The organism is Pantoea sp. SGAir0175, from assembly GCF_043547855.1.
The window spans coordinates 2,678,231-2,697,055 of sequence record NZ_CP028081.1 but is presented as its reverse complement, the minus strand read 5'-3'; the positions used below and the strand labels follow the sequence as shown (position 1 = coordinate 2,697,055).

At 55.3% G+C, this 18,825-nt stretch carries 13 protein-coding genes; 9 read left to right on the top strand and 4 right to left on the bottom strand.

Annotated features, from left to right (window positions below; all coding sequences use genetic code 11):
- Positions 1 to 7: 7 nt before the first annotated feature.
- The 3 genes from C1N56_RS12585 (at position 8) to C1N56_RS12575 (ending at position 4,210) form a co-directional block, all read left to right on the top strand.
- Positions 8 to 1,354, top strand: coding sequence for a replication-associated recombination protein A (locus C1N56_RS12585; RefSeq protein ID WP_021508355.1), 1,347 nt, complete (start codon positions 8 to 10; stop codon positions 1,352 to 1,354).
- A gap of 97 nt (positions 1,355 to 1,451) precedes the next feature.
- On the top strand, positions 1,452 to 2,744 hold the full coding sequence (gene serS / locus C1N56_RS12580; protein ID WP_264248814.1) for a serine--tRNA ligase: 1,293 nt from the start codon (positions 1,452 to 1,454) through the stop codon (positions 2,742 to 2,744).
- Positions 2,745 to 3,058: 314 nt separating this feature from the next.
- On the top strand, positions 3,059 to 4,210 hold the full coding sequence (locus C1N56_RS12575) for an MFS transporter (protein WP_058769542.1): 1,152 nt from the start codon (positions 3,059 to 3,061) through the stop codon (positions 4,208 to 4,210).
- Between the two features lie 99 nt (positions 4,211 to 4,309).
- Here the strand turns inward: C1N56_RS12575 and pflA are convergent, their stop codons facing one another.
- The 4 genes from pflA to ycaO form a co-directional block, all read right to left on the bottom strand.
- The gene (pflA, locus tag C1N56_RS12570; RefSeq protein ID WP_058769543.1) at positions 4,310 to 5,050 is read right to left on the bottom strand and encodes a pyruvate formate lyase 1-activating protein; all 741 of its coding nucleotides are present in this window, start codon (positions 5,048 to 5,050) and stop codon (positions 4,310 to 4,312) included.
- Between the two features lie 163 nt (positions 5,051 to 5,213).
- Positions 5,214 to 7,496, bottom strand: a complete 2,283-nt coding sequence (pflB, locus tag C1N56_RS12565; RefSeq protein ID WP_394516726.1) for a formate C-acetyltransferase — start codon at positions 7,494 to 7,496, stop codon at positions 5,214 to 5,216.
- A 69-nt stretch (positions 7,497 to 7,565) separates the two neighbouring features.
- Entirely contained in the window at positions 7,566 to 8,426 is an 861-nt protein-coding gene (focA, locus tag C1N56_RS12560; RefSeq protein WP_394516725.1) for a formate transporter FocA, read from the bottom strand.
- Between the two features lie 352 nt (positions 8,427 to 8,778).
- Complete coding sequence (ycaO, locus tag C1N56_RS12555; RefSeq protein WP_394516724.1) at positions 8,779 to 10,542, bottom strand: 30S ribosomal protein S12 methylthiotransferase accessory factor YcaO; 1,764 nt, start codon at positions 10,540 to 10,542, stop codon at positions 8,779 to 8,781.
- Between the two features lie 311 nt (positions 10,543 to 10,853).
- Here ycaO and serC point away from each other — a divergent pair, with 311 nt between their 5' ends.
- The 6 genes from serC (at position 10,854) to C1N56_RS12525 (ending at position 18,818) form a co-directional block, all read left to right on the top strand.
- Positions 10,854 to 11,939, top strand: coding sequence for a 3-phosphoserine/phosphohydroxythreonine transaminase (gene serC / locus C1N56_RS12550; protein WP_021508348.1), 1,086 nt, complete (start codon positions 10,854 to 10,856; stop codon positions 11,937 to 11,939).
- 85 nt (positions 11,940 to 12,024) lie between these two features.
- Positions 12,025 to 13,311, top strand: a complete 1,287-nt coding sequence (aroA, locus tag C1N56_RS12545) for a 3-phosphoshikimate 1-carboxyvinyltransferase (protein ID WP_136546391.1) — start codon at positions 12,025 to 12,027, stop codon at positions 13,309 to 13,311.
- A gap of 198 nt (positions 13,312 to 13,509) precedes the next feature.
- Positions 13,510 to 14,190 carry a (d)CMP kinase gene (cmk, locus tag C1N56_RS12540; protein WP_021508346.1) on the top strand — a complete coding sequence of 227 codons (681 nt, stop codon included), beginning with the start codon at positions 13,510 to 13,512 and terminating at the stop codon, positions 14,188 to 14,190.
- A 122-nt stretch (positions 14,191 to 14,312) separates the two neighbouring features.
- Positions 14,313 to 15,986, top strand: a complete 1,674-nt coding sequence (rpsA, locus tag C1N56_RS12535; protein ID WP_021508345.1) for a 30S ribosomal protein S1 — start codon at positions 14,313 to 14,315, stop codon at positions 15,984 to 15,986.
- Between the two features lie 86 nt (positions 15,987 to 16,072).
- Positions 16,073 to 16,357, top strand: coding sequence for an integration host factor subunit beta (gene ihfB, locus C1N56_RS12530; RefSeq protein WP_010618275.1), 285 nt, complete (start codon positions 16,073 to 16,075; stop codon positions 16,355 to 16,357).
- A 232-nt stretch (positions 16,358 to 16,589) separates the two neighbouring features.
- The gene (locus C1N56_RS12525) at positions 16,590 to 18,818 is read left to right on the top strand and encodes a DNA internalization-related competence protein ComEC/Rec2 (protein ID WP_394516723.1); all 2,229 of its coding nucleotides are present in this window, start codon (positions 16,590 to 16,592) and stop codon (positions 18,816 to 18,818) included.
- Positions 18,819 to 18,825: the final 7 nt, after the last annotated feature.

Genomic DNA, 18,825 nt, shown 5'->3' with positions numbered 1-18,825 from the left:
GGTGAGGGTGAGTAACCTGTCGCTGGATTTTGCACCGTCAAATGAGTTCAGACCGCTGGCTGCGCGTATGCGGCCAGCGACGCTGCAGCAATATATTGGTCAGCAGCATCTGCTCGCGGCCGGTAAGCCGTTGCCGCGCGCTATTGAGGCGGGTCAGCTGCACTCCATGATCTTATGGGGACCGCCGGGGACCGGTAAAACCACGCTGGCGGAGATTATCGCGCATTACGGCAAAGCCGACGTCGAACGCATTTCAGCGGTGACTTCCGGCGTTAAAGAGATCCGCGAGGCCATTGAGCGCGCGCGGCAGAATCGCCAGGTGGGGCGTCGCACTATTCTGTTTGTTGATGAGGTGCATCGTTTCAATAAGAGCCAGCAGGATGCGTTTTTGCCACACATTGAAGACGGCACCATCACCTTCATTGGCGCAACCACGGAAAATCCCTCCTTTGAACTGAACTCGGCACTGCTGTCGCGCGCCCGCGTTTATCTGCTTAAATCGCTGACCAGCGCGGATATCGAACAGGTGCTGGATCAGGCGATGCAGGATAAAACGCGCGGTTACGGCGACAGCGATATTCTGTTACCGGACAATACCCGGCGCATGATCGCTGAACTGGTCAATGGTGATGCACGACGCGCACTGAATACGCTGGAAATGATGGCCGATATGGCTGAGCTCAATGCGCAGGGACAGCGGGAGCTAACGCCTCAGCTGCTGAATGAAGTGTCGGGTGAACGCGCGGCGCGTTTCGATAACAAAGGCGACCGCTTTTACGATCTCATCTCGGCACTGCACAAATCGGTTCGTGGTTCAGCCCCGGATGCGGCGCTTTACTGGTACGCGCGCATCATCACTGCCGGTGGCGATCCGCTCTACGTGGCGCGGCGGCTGCTGGCGATTGCTTCGGAAGATGTCGGTAATGCCGATCCGCGCGCCATGCAGGTAGCAATTGCCGCGTGGGACTGTTTTACCCGCGTCGGGCCTGCGGAAGGGGAACGTGCAATTGCCCAGGCAATTGTTTATCTGGCCTGTGCGCCAAAAAGCAATGCTGTTTATACCGCCTTCAAAGCGGCGATGCGTGATGCGCGTGAGTTCCCGGATTACGATGTGCCGGAACATCTGCGTAATGCACCGACGAAGCTGATGAAAGAGATGGGCCTCGGCAAAGAGTACCGTTACGCGCATGACGAACCCAATGCCTATGCGGCCGGCGAGGTGTTTTTCCCGCCGGAAATGGCGCAGACGCGCTACTATCAACCCACCAATCGTGGCCTTGAAAGCAAGATCGGTGAAAAACTCGCCTGGCTTGCTGAACAGGATCAAAATAGCCCGATAAAACGCTACCGCTGATAAACGCGTTACGGTAAGGTGAGCAAGGATTTCAATGCATTCCGGTGGAATGCATCCCTCCATTCGTTCAATCAACCTTTTATTACACAGGATAAGCATGCTCGATCCCAATCTGCTGCGTAATGAGCCAGACGCAGTCGCAGAAAAACTGGCACGCCGGGGATTTAAACTGGATGTGGATACGCTGCGCTCCCTCGAAGAGCGTCGTAAGGTTTTGCAGGTAGAAACTGAAAACCTGCAGGCTGAGCGTAACTCCCGCTCCAAATCCATCGGTCAGGCCAAAGCACGTGGGGAAGATATCGAGCCGCTGCGTCAGGAAGTGAACGCGCTGGGCGAACGCCTGGATGCGGCGAAAGCAGAGCTGGATACCCTGCAGAACGAAATTCGTGACTTTGCGCTTGCGCTGCCTAACCTGCCGGCCGACGAAGTGCCGCTGGGTAAAGATGATAGCGAAAACCAGGAAGTGAGCCGCTGGGGCCAGCCGCGCCAGTTCGATTTCCCGGTGAAAGATCATGTTGAGCTGGGTGAAGCGGTCAAAGGGCTGGATTTCGCCTCGGCGGTGAAACTGACCGGTTCGCGCTTTATCGTGATGCAGGGCCAGATTGCCTGTCTGCATCGCGCGCTGAGCCAGTTCATGATCGATCTGCACAGCCAGCAGCACGGTTATCTGGAAACTTACGTGCCGTATCTGGTGAACCACGAGACGCTGTACGGTACCGGTCAGTTACCAAAATTTGGTGAGGATCTGTTCCATACCAAACCGCTGGGCGAAGAAGCAGGCAGCAGCAACTATGCGCTGATCCCGACCGCCGAAGTGCCGCTGACTAACCTGGTGCGCGATGAGATCGTTGAAGAGGAATCTCTGCCGATCAAACTCACTGCCCACACGCCTTGCTTCCGTTCCGAAGCCGGTTCTTACGGCCGCGACACGCGCGGTTTGATCCGTATGCACCAGTTCGACAAAGTGGAGATGGTCCAGATCGTCGCACCGGAAAACTCCATGGACGCGCTGGAAGAGCTGGTCGGCCATGCAGAAAAAGTGCTGCAGTTGCTGAACCTGCCGTACCGTAAAGTGCTGCTGTGCACGGGTGACATGGGCTTCGGCTCAGCCAAAACCTATGACCTAGAAGTCTGGCTGCCGGCGCAGGACACCTACCGTGAAATCTCCTCCTGCTCGAATATGTGGGATTTCCAGGCGCGCCGCATGCAGGCTCGCTGCCGCAGCAAAACGGACAAAAAACCGCGTCTGGTGCACACGCTGAATGGTTCAGGCCTGGCGGTGGGGCGTACGCTGGTGGCCGTGCTGGAAAACTATCAGCAGGCGGATGGTCGCATTACAGTGCCGGACGTGCTGCGCCCGTATATGGGCGGGCTGGAATATATCGGCTAACTGGCATTCATGCACTAACCCGGCTCAGGCCGGGTTTTTTTATTTCTTAAGCGCGTCAGCCATTATTTTTTAACCAGAATTAATCAGAAATAAACGTTATCGTCATCGTTGCGCGTCAAACCATCAAAAATGTATAAATTCATGTAGATAGATTCAGATATAAGACCTTTCTCAAGCCCTGTAACCCGCTGAAGATAAAAATAATAAATTGTTCAGCAGCAAAATGTGCGGCGCTGTTTTTTTGCACATTGACTTTGCCATCGCCAATGGCAAACTGCGCGCAAATCTGTTCATTTCTTTTGGTTTTATTCCCTATGTCAACCTGGTCGCGCCCCGTCCTGCTGCTGCTTTGCGGCTTAATGCTGATGACGGTGTCTATTGCTGTGCTTAATACGCTGGTGCCGCTGTGGCTCACTCACGATCAACTGCCGACCTGGCAGGTGGGCATGGCGAGCTCTGCTTATTACACCGGCAACTTACTGGGCACTTTGCTGGCGGGCTGGTTGATTAATCGCTATGGCTTTAATCGCTGCTTTTACCTTGCCAGCGTACTGTTTGCGCTGGCAACCATGGGCATGGTGCTGCTGGACGGCTTTTACAGCTGGACGCTGCTGCGCTTCACCGCGGGCGTAGGCTGTGCACTGATTTGGGTGGTGGTTGAGAGTGCACTATTGTGCAGCGGTACCGTGCGCAATCGCGGTCAGCTGCTGGCCGCTTACATGATCATCTACTATCTTGGCACCGTTGCCGGTCAGCTGCTGGTGAGCCGTGTCTCGACAGAACTGCTGCACGTCATTCCCTGGGTGAGCGCGCTGATCGTCTGTGCCGTGCTGCCCGTGGTGTTTGTGCAGGTCAACGCCGGTGCGGCTACTGAAGAAGCCTCAACCGGGCGTATCTGGAGCATGCTGCGCCGCCGCAGTTCGCGTTTGGGTATCAACGGCTGCATTATTTCCGGTATCGTGCTCGGTTCGCTCTACGGCCTGATGCCGCTTTATCTTTCGCATCAGGGTATGAGCGATGCCACCGTGGGTTACTGGATGGCGCTGCTGGTCAGTGCCGGGATTGTCGGTCAGTGGCCGGTAGGACGTCTTGCCGACCGCTTTGGTCGCCTGATGGTGCTGCGCGTGCAGGTGTTCGTGGTGATTCTGGGTGCGATTGCTATGCTGAGCGGAACGGCAATGGCACCGGCACTGTTTGTGCTGGGGCTGGCTGGCTTTACGCTTTATCCGGTGGCCATGTCCTGGGCGTGTGAAACGGTGGCGCATCATGAACTGGTGGCGATGAATCAGGCGCTGCTGTTCAGTTATACCGTTGGCAGTCTGGTCGGGCCGGGGATGACCGCGATGCTGATGCAGAACTATTCCGATCGCCTGCTGTTTGTGATGATTGCGGTGGTGGCGCTGGTCTATCTGGTGATGCTGTTGCGTAAAGCCGATCAGCATGCAACACCGGTGGCGCATGCCTGATGGCAGTGCTTAAACGGGACATTCGCAACCTGTCGCAAATGTCCCGGCGGTAACGCCTCTGTTTCTTGCCGGCGAGGCTTTAGCTACAGTCCAACCGTCTTAATACATGACGTTATGGCCGTAACCGGTAAGAATATTCTTCACCCGCTCCATAGTCTCTTTCGTTGGCGGCTTCACGCCTTCCAGCTTGTACTCTTCACCCATCGCAATCCATTTATGCTTGCCGAGTTCGTGATAAGGCAGCAGCTCAATCTTCTCAATGTTACTCATGTCTTTAGTAAATTCACCGAGGCGATGCACCGAATCGTCATCGTCCGAATAACCCGGCACTACCACATAGCGAATCCAGGTCCTTTTACCGCGCTTTTGCAGATAGCGGGCGAAGTCCAGCGTGCGGTGGTTTGACACGCCGACCAGAATTTCATGGATATCATCATTGATTTGCTTGAGGTCGAGCATCACCAGATCGGTTGCATCGAGCAGTTCATCGATCACCGGATCGTAACGGCGCACAAAGCCGTTGGTGTCGAGGCAGGTATGGATGCCCTCGGCCTGGCAGGCGCGAAACCAGTCGCGCACAAATTCAGCCTGCAGAATGGCTTCACCGCCGGATGCTGTCACGCCGCCACCAGACGCATTCATAAAGTGGCGATACGACAGCACATCCCTCATCAGCTCATCGACGGTGATCTCCTTACCGCCGTGAGTGTCCCAGGTATCGCGGTTGTGGCAGTACAGGCAGCGCATCAGGCAGCCCTGGAAGAAGGTGATAAAACGGATGCCGGGACCGTCAACGGTGCCGCAGGATTCAAACGAGTGGATACGACCGATGGTTGACATTGCGATGTATTCTCCGGTTCAGCCTGGCGCGCAGGCGGCACAATCTGTGTTGTGCTCTGAGGATGTAAGTCGGTTTTGCCAGACTGCCTGCAAAAGCAGACTGGCAAAACTGGCTTGTGGAGAAAAGGCTCCCGCAGGAGCCTTTCGATTACAATGAGGAGGATTACAGCGACTGAGTAAAGGTACGGGTAATCACATCCTGCTGCTGCTCTTTCGTCAGCGAGTTGAAACGTACGGCATAACCGGAAACGCGGATGGTCAGCTGTGGATATTTCTCAGGGTGCTCCATGGCATCCAGCAGCATTTCACGGTTCATGACGTTAACGTTCAGGTGCTGGCCGCCCTCGATACTGGCTTCGTGGTGGAAGTAACCATCCATCAGGCCAGCAAGGTTGGTTTTACGCACGTTATCATCTTTGCCCAGCGCATTCGGTACGATAGAGAAGGTATAAGAGATACCGTCTTTGGCGTAGGCAAATGGCAGTTTGGCCACGGAAGTCAGTGAAGCGACAGCACCTTTCTGGTCACGGCCATGCATTGGGTTGGCACCTGGTCCAAATGGCGCACCGGAGCGGCGACCATCCGGGGTGTTACCGGTTTTCTTACCGTATACCACGTTGGAGGTGATGGTCAGTACCGACTGCGTTGGCACCGCATTACGGTAGGTCTGCAGTTTCTGAATTTTCTTCATGAAACGTTCGACCAGGTCACAGGCCAGGTCATCCACGCGCGGGTCGTTGTTACCGAACTGCGGATATTCACCTTCAATTTCGAAGTCAACTGCCAGACCATCGGCGTCACGGACCGGTTTCACTTTGGCATATTTAATCGCTGAAAGTGAGTCCGCGGCGACAGACAGGCCTGCGATACCACACGCCATGGTACGATAAACGTCACGGTCGTGCAGTGCCATCAGCGCGGCTTCATAACTGTACTTATCATGCATGTAGTGGATGATGTTGAGTGACGTGACGTACTGTTTTGCCAGCCAGTCCATGAAGTGGTCCAGACGCGCCATCACGGTGTCATAATCCAGCACATCATCAGTGATTGGCGCTTCTTTCGGGCCGACCTGCATTTTCAGCTTCTCGTCCACACCGCCGTTGATTGCGTACAGCAGTGTTTTAGCCAGGTTGGCACGTGCGCCGAAGAACTGCATTTGTTTACCGACAATCATCGGGCTCACGCAGCAGGCGATGGCGTAGTCATCATTGTCAAAGTCCGGACGCATCAGGTCATCGTTCTCATACTGCAGCGATGAGGTGTCGATGGAGACTTTTGCCGCATACTTTTTGAAGTTAACCGGCAGTTTCTCAGACCACAGGATGGTCATGTTTGGTTCCGGTGATGGACCCATGGTGTACAGCGTGTTCAGGAAGCGGAAGGTGCTTTTCGTCACCAGCGTACGACCGTCAACGCCCATACCAGCCAGTGATTCAGTGGCCCAGATTGGGTCGCCAGAGAACAGCTCATCGTATTCCGGCGTACGCAGGAAGCGCACCATACGCAGTTTCATCACCAGATGGTCAATCAGTTCCTGTGCCTGCTCTTCGCTCAGTTTACCGGCTTTGATATCGCGCTCGATGTAAACGTCGAGGAAGGTGGACACGCGACCAAACGACATCGCGGCACCGTTCTGTGATTTCACTGCTGCGAGGTAACCGAAGTAGGTCCACTGTATTGCTTCCTGCGCGGTGGTGGCTGGCAGGGAGATATCAAAGCCATATTTGGCGGCCATCTCTTTGATCTGGCCCAGTGCGCGGTGCTGTTCAGAAATCTCTTCACGCAGGCGAATGGTGGCTTCGAGATCAACACCATTTTCCATGTCACTCTGCAGTGAGTTGAACTGAGCCACTTTGTCTTTCATCAGGAAGTCGATGCCGTACAGCGCGACGCGACGGTAGTCACCAATAATACGACCGCGGCCGTATGCATCTGGCAGACCGGTCAGCACGCCGGATTTACGGCAGCGCAGGATATCCGGGGTGTAAACGTCAAACACGCCCTGGTTGTGGGTTTTGCGGTAATCGGTGAAAACTTTCTTCAGCGCCGGGTCCAGCTCTCGGCCGTAAACTTTACAGGAGCCTTCCACCATTTTAATGCCGCCAAACGGGATAATGGCGCGTTTCAGCGGGGCTTCAGTCTGCAGACCAACGATGGTTTCCAGCGATTTGTTAATATAGCCCGCATCGTGTGAGGTGATGGTAGACGCTAAATCAGTGTCGAAATCAACCGGTGCATGGGTACGGTTTTCAATTTTGATGCCTTCCAGCACGCTGTCCCACAGTTTGGTGGTGGCTGGCGTCGCGCCGGCGAGGAATGCTTCGTCACCTTCATACGGCGTGTAGTTTTTTTGGATGAAGTCACGGACGTTGACGCTGTTCTGCCATTCACCGGCGCTAAATCCTTCCCAGGCTGACGCCATTTTTTCATTCAGTTCGGACATGATATACCTGCCTTATTTAGGGAGACTGTAACGTATGGCGCGCTGCTCAGCACGCCCGTACTTAATGACTCAGTGCGCGGACTCACCGTCGCGCAGATAGATAACCCAATAGGTCAACCCGACTAACAGACCGCCGCCAATGATGTTGCCGATGGTCACGGGAATCAGGTTATTAACAATAAAATCGCCAATGCCCAGTGCAGGAAATTGCGCCGCGCTGGCACCGGTCATCTGCCAGAATTCCGGGCTGGCAAAATCGCGAATCATAATGGCCATCGGGATCAGGAACATATTGGCGATGCTGTGCTCAAAGCCGCTGGCTACAAACATCGCAACCGGTAAAATCATCGCTACCATTTTGTCGAGCAGGCTACGGCCGGAGTAGCTCATCCACACCGCCAGACACACCATCAGGTTAGCCAGTGTACCGAGGCTTATCGCTTCGATAAACGTATGATGCATTTTGTGGTCGGCGGTCTGTAAGACATTCAATCCCCATGCGCCATTAGCAACCATATGCTCACCGGCCAGCCAAATCAGCGCCACAAAAAACAGCGCGCCGCACAGGTTGCCAACGTAGACATTGAGCCAGTGACGACCCAGTTGCAGCCAGGTAATGCGTCCGCTGGCTTTTGCCACCACGATCAGCACCGTTGAAGTAAACAAATCAGCGCCGCAGACCACAACCAGCATCAAACCCAGTGAGAAGCAGATGCCACCGATCAATTTGGCCATGCCGTACGGCATAGTGCCGCTGCCGGTGGTGGCGGTGATATAAAACACAAAGGCAATGGAAATAAAGACGCCAGCAGTGATAGCCAGAAAGAAGGTGGTTAAGGGATGTTTCGTCGCTTTATAGACACCGGCATCTTCTGCGACTTTTGCCATCGCCGCCGGTAATAATGAATTAAAAGGGTTGTCAGCTTTCACACTAACGCTCTCCAGAAATTGTCTGTAAAGATACTAACAAAGGAGTATAGGTCAGGAGTTGATGTGGATCATATTTGCCGAAACGGCAGGGTTAAGCAAAGCGGCAAAACGAGCAAAAAATCAATTAAGGCATTGAAAGTTAATAAATAAATAATTTTTAATTTATGCAAAATAAGTTGAAGGTGCGGCTGGCTTAAGAGCTATTTTGTTAAATGCTGTTTATCAATGATAGTGAATTGTTATTTATTATTTTCTGCGCCCGATGAATTTTCAGCGGCATAAAAAAAGGCACTGGATACTGCCAGTGCCCGTTAATTTTCAGTCTAATTCGACACAGACAAAATGCGCCGATTTATTTCGCAGACCAGTAACGACGTTTTGCCGCCTGTAATTTTTCATACGCGGCCAGCAGTGCCTGATGCGCCGGGAACGCGTGCAGATCGCGGTCAACCACCTGCAGACCGTAGAACGGTGCCTCACCGCTGATGGCAGCCGAAGCGGCGTCGACGGCGGCTTCGCCATACATGCGCACAAACGCGCGATGATACTGCAGCGGATCGCGATCTTCTTCCATCGCCAGCAGCAGCAGAGTCTGCAGGCAGCGGTAGTAATTGGCACGCTCAGGGCTGAAGATCGACTGGTTGAACTCCATGGTCCATTCCGTCCAGATCAGCGCCTGATCCAGATCGCCACCGGCCAGCGCCAGCATCGCTTTCAGCTCGCCAATACGCAGCGTGAACCAGCCGTTGTCTTTGCCGGTCGCCAGCCCCAGCAGTTCACGCACGCGGGTGAAGTCATCATGACCTTCTTCATCCAGCTGTTCGATCAGAGCCAGATACTCCTCGGGTTGCCACTGGGTTGCCGGCAGGGACAACAGCGTTTCACGCAGTGATGCACCCATGTTGTTATTCGCCAGCAGCAGGTCTTCGGCTGGGTAAATATCAGACATGCCCGGTACGATAATGCGGCAGGCGTAAACGCCCAGATGTTCGTAGTCGGCGATATACACTTCTTTATCTTCCGCACGGAAGATCGCCATAAGCGTATCGAACTCTTCATGGGTGGTGCCGGCGAAGCTCCAGTCGACAAAGGGATAGTCGGCATCGTCTTTGAACATATCCCAGGAGATCAGACCGCTGGAATCAATGAAGTGGGTTTCAAGGTTAGCGTGTTCAGCCACTTCTTCATCATCGAAGGTGGGCGGGGTAAACACGTCGAGATCTTTCAGGCCGCGACCCTGCAGCAGTTCGGTGACGGTACGTTCCAGCGCGACACCAAAGTCCGGATGGGCGCCAAAAGAGGCAAAACAGGTGCCGTTAGCCGGGTTGAACAGCACCACACAGATCACCGGATAGTTGCCGCCCAGCGAAGCGTCGTAGGAGAAAATCGGGAAACCTTCTGCTTCAAGACGATTGATAGCCTCCACCACGCCAGGATAGCGCTGCATCACCGCTTCAGGAATTTCCGGCAGGCTGATGGATTCCGCAATAATGCGGTTTTTAATATGGCGCTCAAACACTTCGGATAAGCCCTGTACGCGCGCTTCATTGGCGGTGTTGCCAGCGGACATGCCGTTAGACACATACAGGTTGCCGATGATGTTCATCGGAATATAAACAGTTTGCTGATCGGACTGGCGGGTAAATGGCAGGCCGCAGATACCGCGATCGGCATTACCAGACTGCAGATCCACCAGATCGGACGCGCTCAGGCTCTGTTCCGGATCGTAAAACTTACGCAGGCGCGCATCCAGAATGCCTTCCGGCAGGCTGTCATCGTCGGTTAGCGAGAACCATTTCTCGTTCGGGTAGTGCACGAAGTCGCCGTTAGCGATGGTTTCGCCCAGCCAGAAATCGGCAAAGAAGTAGTTGGTTGAGAGGCGCTCAAAATATTCGCCCAGCGCTGAGGCCAGCGCCGCTTTTTTACTGGCGCCTTTACCGTTAGTAAAACAGAGCGGGCAGTCGCGGTCGCGAATGTGCACAGACCAGACGTGCGGCACCGGGTTCAGCCAGGAAGCTTCTTCAATGTTGAAACCCAGATCCTGCAGTTTCTGCTGGAAGCGTGCGATGGAGTCTTCCAGTGCGGCGTCTTTACCTGGAATAAACGTTTGCGTCATGGTGGCGCTCTCTCAAGTCGATGGTTGGGCGTAAAGCGCGCAATAATACGGGTTTTGCGCCTGCTTCGCTATTGCTCCGCCAAATTTCTCAACGCATTGTTACGGCTTTTTCGCGCTCTGGCAGCTGTCTGATTTTACTTCACCGCGCTGCCTCACAAAATTCCGTGGCTTATTACATTTGTGACATAAGCTGCGGTGGAGCGGGATCTGGAAATGTGATCGCTGCCGGATAAATGATTGCAGCCATCCGGAGGCAATGATAAAACCGATGGGGTATTCATAACCGTTCGATATGACAATGGTGAGGGGAAATGGCGCAGGTTTATAATTTTAGCTCCGGACCGGCAATGCTGCCGGTGGAAGTGCTTCGTCGTGCAGAACAAGAACTGACAAACTGGCATGGCTTAGGCACCTCGGTGATGGAAATCAGTCACCGCAGCAAAGAGTTTATTGAAGTCGCGGAAGCGGCGGAGCAGGATTTTCGCGATCTGCTGAAAATCCCGGCCAACTACAAAGTATTATTCTGCCATGGCGGCGCGCGTGCGCAGTTCGCGGCAATCCCGGGCAACCTGCTGGGCGATGCCAGCCGCGCGGATTACATCGACGGCGGCTACTGGGCGCACAGTGCTATTAAAGAAGCAGAAAAATTCTGCTCGCCGAACGCCATTGACATCAAAACCACCCGTGAGGGTAAACGCGCACTGTTACCGATGCGTGAATGGCAGCTCAGCGATGATGCTGCTTATGTGCATTTCTGCCCGAATGAAACCATCGACGGTATTGCCATCGATGAAGAGCCAGACTTCGGCGATAAAGTGGTGGTGGCCGATCTCTCTTCGACCATCCTGTCCCGCCCACTCGACATCAGCCGCTACGGCGTGATTTATGCCGGCGCGCAGAAAAACATCGGTCCCGCTGGCCTGACGCTGGTGGTGGTGCGTGATGACCTGCTGGGCAAAGCGCAGCGCTGGGTGCCCTCCATTCTCGACTACAAAGTGCTGGCCGAAAACGATTCGATGTTTAACACGCCGCCGACGTTTGCCTGGTATCTCTCCGGCCTGGTGTTCAAATGGCTGAAAGAGAAGGGCGGTGTAGCAGAGATGGACAAGGTTAATCAGGCGAAAGCCGATCTGCTGTACGGCGTGATTGATAGCAGCAGCTTCTACCGTAACGACGTCGCCAGTGAAAACCGTTCCCGGATGAACGTGCCTTTCCAGCTGGCCGATGCTGCGCTGGATAAGGTGTTCCTTGAAGAATCACTGAAGGCGGGCCTGCATGCGCTGAAGGGGCACCGTGTGGTTGGCGGTATGCGTGCCTCGATCTACAATGCGATGCCGCTGGAAGGCGTTAAAGCGCTGACCGAATTCATGGTCGACTTCGAACGTCGTCACGGTTAATTATCTACTTTAGTGCCAGCCTGCCCGGCTGGCATCAGACCCTGTCACTGGACAGGGTCTCGTATTTCTGGAGATTTGGTTTCACATGCAGGACTCCCTGACTTTACAGCCGATTGCCCGCGTTGACGGCACGGTAAACTTACCGGGCTCAAAAAGCGTATCAAACCGCGCCCTGTTACTGGCCGCGCTGGCGAACGGCACCACGCGCCTGACCAACCTGCTCGACAGCGATGATGTTAAACACATGCTTAATGCGCTGCAGGCGCTGGGCGTCAGCTATACCCTGTCAGCCGATCGCACCGTGTGTGAAGTGGTCGGCAATGGTGGACCGCTGCGTGCCGAACAGCCGCTGGAATTGTTCCTGGGCAATGCCGGAACCGCGATGCGTCCGCTGGCGGCAGCACTGTGCCTCGGCGAGCAGTCGGTGGTGCTGACCGGCGAACCGCGCATGAAAGAGCGTCCGATCGGCCATCTGGTCGATGCGTTACGGCAGGGCGGCGCGCGCATTGATTACCTCGAACAGACCGATTATCCGCCGCTGCGTTTGAACGGCGGATTTACCGGCGGCGAAGTCAGTGTCGATGGCAGCGTTTCCAGCCAGTTCCTGACGGCGCTGCTGATGACCGCGCCGCTGGCACAGAACGACACCACGATCACCATTAAAGGCGAGCTGGTTTCCAAACCCTACATTGATATCACTCTGCACCTGATGCGTTGCTTTGGCGTGGACGTTGATAATCAGCACTATCAGCGCTTTGTGGTGAAAGGTCAGCAGCAGTATCAGTCGCCGGGTGATTATCTGGTGGAAGGCGATGCGTCGTCAGCGTCCTATTTCCTTGCCGCTGCGGCAATTCGCGGCGGTACGGTCCGGGTTACCGGCATTGGCCGCAACAGTGTGCAGGGCGACATCCGTTTTGCCGACGTGCTGGAGAAGATGGGAGCGGTGATTGAGTGGGGCGACGATTATATTGCCTGCACGCGCGGTGCGCTGAACGCCATTGATATGGACATGAACCATATTCCGGATGCGGCAATGACAATCGCTACCACCGCGCTGTTTGCCGAAGGCACCACGCTGATGCGCAACATCTATAACTGGCGCGTAAAGGAGACCGATCGCCTGGCGGCCATGGCGACCGAGTTGCGTAAAGTCGGGGCGGAAGTGGAAGAGGGGCACGATTTTATTCGGGTCACACCGCCTGCGCAGCTACAGCACGCCGATATCGGCACGTACAACGATCATCGTATGGCGATGTGTTTCTCGCTGGTTGCGCTGTCTGACACGCCGGTAACCATTCTCGATCCCGGCTGCACGGCAAAAACCTTCCCGGATTACTTCCAGCAGCTGGCAAAAATCAGCCACACATCCTAATCCACCCGCCCGGCACCGCTGTGCCGGGCTTCTGAACCCTCTGCTGGCCTCACTGGCGGGAAATTGTTCTGAAACTGTCGAAATTTCTGGCGCTGTCTACGCTAAAGGGTAACCAAGCGGACGCGGGCAGCGTATAATGCCGCGCAATCCAGACAGCCAAGAAGGCTGATCATCAGCACGCAGCAACAGGAGAGAACAATGACGGCAATCGCCCCGGTAATTACCATTGATGGCCCAAGCGGCGCGGGTAAAGGGACTTTATGTAAAGCGATGGCGGAGTCGTTGCAGTGGCACCTGCTGGATTCAGGGGCTATTTATCGCGTACTGGCTCTGGCCGCGCTGCATCATCAGGTGGATATCGAGTCGGAAGAAGCGCTGGTGCCCATGGCGGCGCACCTTGACGTGCGTTTTCTGTCGGTAGACGGTGAAATGCAGGTAGTGCTGGAAGGTGAGGATGTCACCGGCGAAATCCGCACCCAGGAAGTGAGCAATACGGCGTCGCGCGTGGCGGCATTTCCGCGCGTGCGTGAAGCCTTGCTGCGCCGACAGCGTGCTTTCCGCGAGGAGCCGGGTTTAATCGCCGATGGACGTGATATGGGCACCGTGGTTTTCCCGGACGCGCCCGTTAAAATTTTCCTCGATGCCAGCTCCGAAGAGCGTGCGCATCGCCGTATGCTACAGTTGCAGGAAAAGGGCTTTAGTGTTAACTTTGATCGCCTTTTATCCGAGATAAAGGAACGCGACGACCGCGATCGTAACCGCGCCATCGCGCCTTTAGTGCCAGCCGCTGATGCTCTGGTGCTGGATTCAACCAGCATGACCATTGAACAAGTGATTGAAAAGGCACTAGATTATGCCCGCCAGAAGCTGGGCATTTAATCTTTTCGGCGACCGAATTGTAGTAACCCTGTGCCAGGGAAGCGGTGCAGGGCATGTGAAACAACCCCATCCGACAATGACGTCAGGTGGACGTTAAATTGAAGAATCCTAAGATTATCAATATGACTGAATCTTTTGCTCAACTCTTTGAAGAGTCCCTGAAAGAAATCGAAACCCGTCCGGGTTCCATCGTTCGTGGCGTCGTTGTTGCTATCGACAAAGACGTCGTGCTGGTTGATGCGGGTCTGAAATCTGAATCTGCTATCCCTGCAGAACAGTTCAAGAACGCAGCCGGCGAACTGGAAATCCAGGTGGGCGACGAAGTTGACGTTGCTCTGGATGCAGTAGAAGACGGCTTCGGTGAAACCCTGCTGTCCCGTGAGAAAGCTAAACGTCACGAAGCTTGGATCACGCTGGAAAAAGCTTACGAAGACGCTGAAACTGTTACCGGTGTTATCAACGGCAAAGTTAAAGGTGGCTTCACAGTTGAGCTGAACGGTATTCGTGCGTTCCTGCCAGGTTCACTGGTTGACGTTCGTCCGGTCCGCGACACTCTGCACCTGGAAGGCAAAGAGCTTGAATTCAAAGTAATCAAGCTTGATCAGAAGCGTAACAACGTCGTGGTTTCTCGCCGCGCGGTTATCGAATCTGAAAACAGCGCTGAGCGCGATCAGCTGCTGGAAAACCTGCAGGAAGGCATGGAAGTCAAAGGTATCGTTAAGAACCTCACTGACTACGGCGCATTCGTTGACCTGGGTGGCGTTGACGGTCTGCTGCACATCACCGATATGGCGTGGAAGCGCGTTAAGCATCCAAGCGAAATCGTCAACGTGGGCGACGAAATCACTGTTAAAGTGCTGAAGTTCGACCGCGAGCGTACTCGTGTATCTCTGGGCCTGAAACAGCTGGGCGAAGATCCATGGGTTGCTATCGCTAAGCGTTATCCGGAAGGTACCAAACTGACCGGTCGCGTGACCAACCTGACTGACTACGGCTGCTTCGTTGAAATCGAAGAAGGCGTTGAAGGCCTGGTACACGTGTCTGAAATGGACTGGACCAACAAAAACATCCACCCATCTAAAGTTGTCAACGTAGGTGATGTGGTTGAAGTTATGGTTCTGGACATCGACGAAGAGCGTCGTCGTATCTCCCTGGGTCTGAAGCAGTGCAAATCTAACCCATGGCAGCAGTTCGCAGAGACCCACAACAAAGGCGATCGCGTTGAAGGTAAAATCAAGTCAATCACTGACTTCGGTATCTTCATCGGCCTGGACGGTGGCATCGACGGTCTGGTTCACCTGTCTGACATCTCCTGGAACGCGACTGGCGAAGAAGCCGTTCGTGAGTACAAGAAAGGCGACGAAATCGCTGCCGTTGTACTGCAGGTTGACGCAGAGCGTGAGCGTATTTCTCTGGGCGTGAAGCAGCTGGCTGAAGATCCATTCAACAACTACATCACCCTGAACAAGAAAGGCGCAATCGTGACGGGTAAAGTCACTGCAGTTGACGCTAAAGGTGCTACAGTAGAATTAGCTGACGGCGTAGAAGGTTACCTGCGCGCTTCTGAAGCTTCTCTGGACCGCATCGAAGACGCCACTCAGGTTCTGAGCGTAGGCGACGACGTTGAAGCGAAATTCACCGGCGTTGACCGTAAGAACCGCGTTGTGAGCCTGTCTGTTCGTGCTAAAGACCAGGCTGACGAGAAAGAAGCTATCAACACTGTTAACACCAAACAGGAAGATGGCAACTTCTCTAACGCAATGGCTGAAGCGTTCAAAGCGGCTAAAGGCGAGTAATCGACCCGAAGCACCGGACGATGAAAATCGTCCGGTTTCGGTAAAAGCTGTCATACCTTTCCAAACAGGGATTAACCGGAGGTTACATGACCAAGTCAGAACTGATTGAAAGACTTGCTGGCCAGCATACTCATATCCCGGCGAAAGTCGTTGAGGATGCGGTCAAAGAGATGCTCGAGCACATGGCCACTACGCTGGCCCAGGGCGAGCGCATTGAAATCCGGGGATTCGGCAGCTTTTCTTTGCACTACCGCGCACCGCGCACTGGTCGTAACCCGAAAACGGGTGACAAAGTGGAACTGGAAGGTAAATACGTTCCCCACTTCAAGCCAGGCAAAGAATTGCGTGACCGTGCAAATATCTACGGCTAAGCCGTTACCGAACGATAAAAACGACACCTGCAGGTGTCGTTTTTTTTTGGCTCGCATTCAGGTTTGCGATCCTGCTTCCATGTTGCTGTTCATCCCCTGCAACCACCATAAATTGCGCGTAATCCCTCTCTGAAATCGACATTTAGCCGCATGCTTTTGCCTCTGCCAGCGCGCACAATCCGCGGCAATGACAGAAGAGGGCGTGCGCGTGACAATAACAGTGGTAGCCAGAATGATGCTCCTCGCGGCGCTGCCGCTGGGTATGCTGCCGCACATCCCTGCTTACAGCACCATTGTGCTGCTGTTAGTAAGCGCACTTTTGCTGGCGTGTACATCAGTAATGCTTTTGCGCTACGCCGGACTGGGCTTGCTGCTGTTGAGCTGGGCACTGATCGAGGCGCGTCAGACGGTCGATACCCTCGAGCAACTGACCGTGGCACCGGTGGCGGCCACGCTTCAGATAACTGCAGTGAATCCCGCGAAGAACCAGCTCACGGCGCAGATAATCCGGACAGGTGACCGCTACGTCTTTCCACCGTTGTTTGTCACGCTGCGTAATGTCAGCGATGAGGTCGCCTGGTGTGCGGGACAGCGCTGGCAGATGCAGCTGCGGCTACGCGCGGTGCACGCCCGGCTCAACGAGGGCGAATTTGATCTGCAGCGTTTTGCCATTGCTAACCACAGCGCGCTGCAGGGGCGTATTGTCAGCCAGCAGGCTGAGTCTCTGCGCTGCAGCTGGCGGACGCGGTTTATCGATCATCATCTGGCGCGTTTCACCGGGTTAACGCAGCCCGCAATAATACAGGCACTGGCCTTTGGAGTGCGTGACGCGATGACCCCGGCCCAGCGAGCCTTGCTGCGCGAAACCGGTACCGCGCACCTGATGGCCATCTCCGGCATGCATATCGCGCTGGCGGCCAGCGTAGGCTGGCTACTGGCGCGCGTCATCCAGTTAGTGTTACCTGCCAGGCAAATCGGCTATCTGATGCCGCTGCTGATCAGCGGGTTAACAGCGGCAGCCTATTGCTGGATCTCCGGCAGTCATCCTCCGGCACAGCGCGCGATGCTGGCGTTAACGCTGTGGCTGGCGACGCGTATAGCTGGCTGGCAGCTGAGCAACTGGCAGGTGTGGACGCTCTGCGTGGGGAGTTTGTTATGGCTTGATCCGCTGACGGTGCTGTCAGAGAGCTTCTGGCTGTCGGCGCTGGCCGTGGCGATGCTGATACTGTGGTTTCAGTGGTTTCATCTGTCGCCACGTTTCCGCCAGCCGCGCCGCTGGCTCATGCTTCGACTGCTGCACCTGCAATTGGGCATGATGATTCTGATGGCGCCGCTGCAGATCTTTCTGTTCCACGGGCTCAGCCTGAGCGCGCTAGTGGCCAACCTGCTGGCGGTGCCGGTGGTGTCGCTGATTACCGTACCGCTGATTCTGCTGGCGATGCTGTTGCCGCTGCCTGCAATCGCCGTTCCGCTATGGCAGCTGGCCGATCTGTCGGTCAGCCTGGTGATGCAGGGGCTGGCGTGGCTGCCCGCCGGCTGGTGGCGCTGGAGCGATACGCTGTCGGCGGTGCTGCTGCTCTGGGCCGGGTTGGCGCTGTGGCGCAGCGGCTTGCTCGCGAAGGCGCTGATGCCCTGCTGCGCGCTGTTGCTCTCGCTGTGGTTCTGGCGCAGCAATGCCCAGCAGGACGACTGGCAGATTGACATGATCGATGTCGGACATGGTCTGGCGGTGGCGATCAGCCAGGGAAATGAGGTGATGCTGTATGACAGCGGACCCGGCTGGGCAGAGGACAATGCAGGCGGGCGGGTTTTGTTACCCTGGCTGCACTACACCGGGCGCCAACTGCAAGGGGTGATCCTGAGCCACAAGCATCTCGATCACCGTGGTGGATTAGCCGCGCTGCAACAGGCGCAGCCTGGTCTGCGGGTACGCAGCGCGCTCGGCGAGCCCGGGCATCTGCCGTGCTATCGCGGCCAGCAGTGGCAGTGGGGGCGTTTGCACTTTCACGCGCTATGGCCGCCGCGCGCGCAGACTGCCGGGCAAAATAACGACTCCTGCGTAGTGCGTGTGGATGATGGTCAGTTCAGCCTGTTACTGACCGGGGACATCGAGCTTGAGGCGGAGCGCAAGCTGGTCGCCCTGGAAAAGGGCGGCTTACAATCTACGGTTATCCAGGTGCCCCATCATGGCAGCCGGAGCTCCTCTGGCCCTTTACTGTTACGGAGTGTTGCCGGGCAGGCGGCGCTGGCTTCGCTGGCGCGCTATAACGCCTGGCGTATGCCCGCCATCGCCGTGGTCCAGCGTTACCGCGAGCAGGGCTATCGCTGGTATGACACTGCGCAATCAGGCCAGATTCACATCGCGATACGGCAGGGTCGCTGGCAGATTAAGGGGTTAAGAGAGCAAATAATCCCCCGCTGGTATCATCAGTGGTTTGGCGTCAAACGCGATTCCAGGTAGAATGAGC

Coding starts and splice junctions, on each gene's coding strand:
- serS (WP_264248814.1), top strand. CDS start 1,452: ATGCTCGATCCCAATCTGCTGCGTAATGAGCCAGACGCAGTCGCAGAA.
- C1N56_RS12575 (WP_058769542.1), top strand. CDS start 3,059: ATGTCAACCTGGTCGCGCCCCGTCCTGCTGCTGCTTTGCGGCTTAATG.
- pflA (WP_058769543.1), bottom strand. CDS start 5,050: ATGTCAACCATCGGTCGTATCCACTCGTTTGAATCCTGCGGCACCGTT.
- pflB (WP_394516726.1), bottom strand. CDS start 7,496: ATGTCCGAACTGAATGAAAAAATGGCGTCAGCCTGGGAAGGATTTAGC.
- ycaO (WP_394516724.1), bottom strand. CDS start 10,542: ATGACGCAAACGTTTATTCCAGGTAAAGACGCCGCACTGGAAGACTCC.
- serC (WP_021508348.1), top strand. CDS start 10,854: ATGGCGCAGGTTTATAATTTTAGCTCCGGACCGGCAATGCTGCCGGTG.
- aroA (WP_136546391.1), top strand. CDS start 12,025: ATGCAGGACTCCCTGACTTTACAGCCGATTGCCCGCGTTGACGGCACG.
- cmk (WP_021508346.1), top strand. CDS start 13,510: ATGACGGCAATCGCCCCGGTAATTACCATTGATGGCCCAAGCGGCGCG.
- rpsA (WP_021508345.1), top strand. CDS start 14,313: ATGACTGAATCTTTTGCTCAACTCTTTGAAGAGTCCCTGAAAGAAATC.
- ihfB (WP_010618275.1), top strand. CDS start 16,073: ATGACCAAGTCAGAACTGATTGAAAGACTTGCTGGCCAGCATACTCAT.
- C1N56_RS12525 (WP_394516723.1), top strand. CDS start 16,590: ATGATGCTCCTCGCGGCGCTGCCGCTGGGTATGCTGCCGCACATCCCT.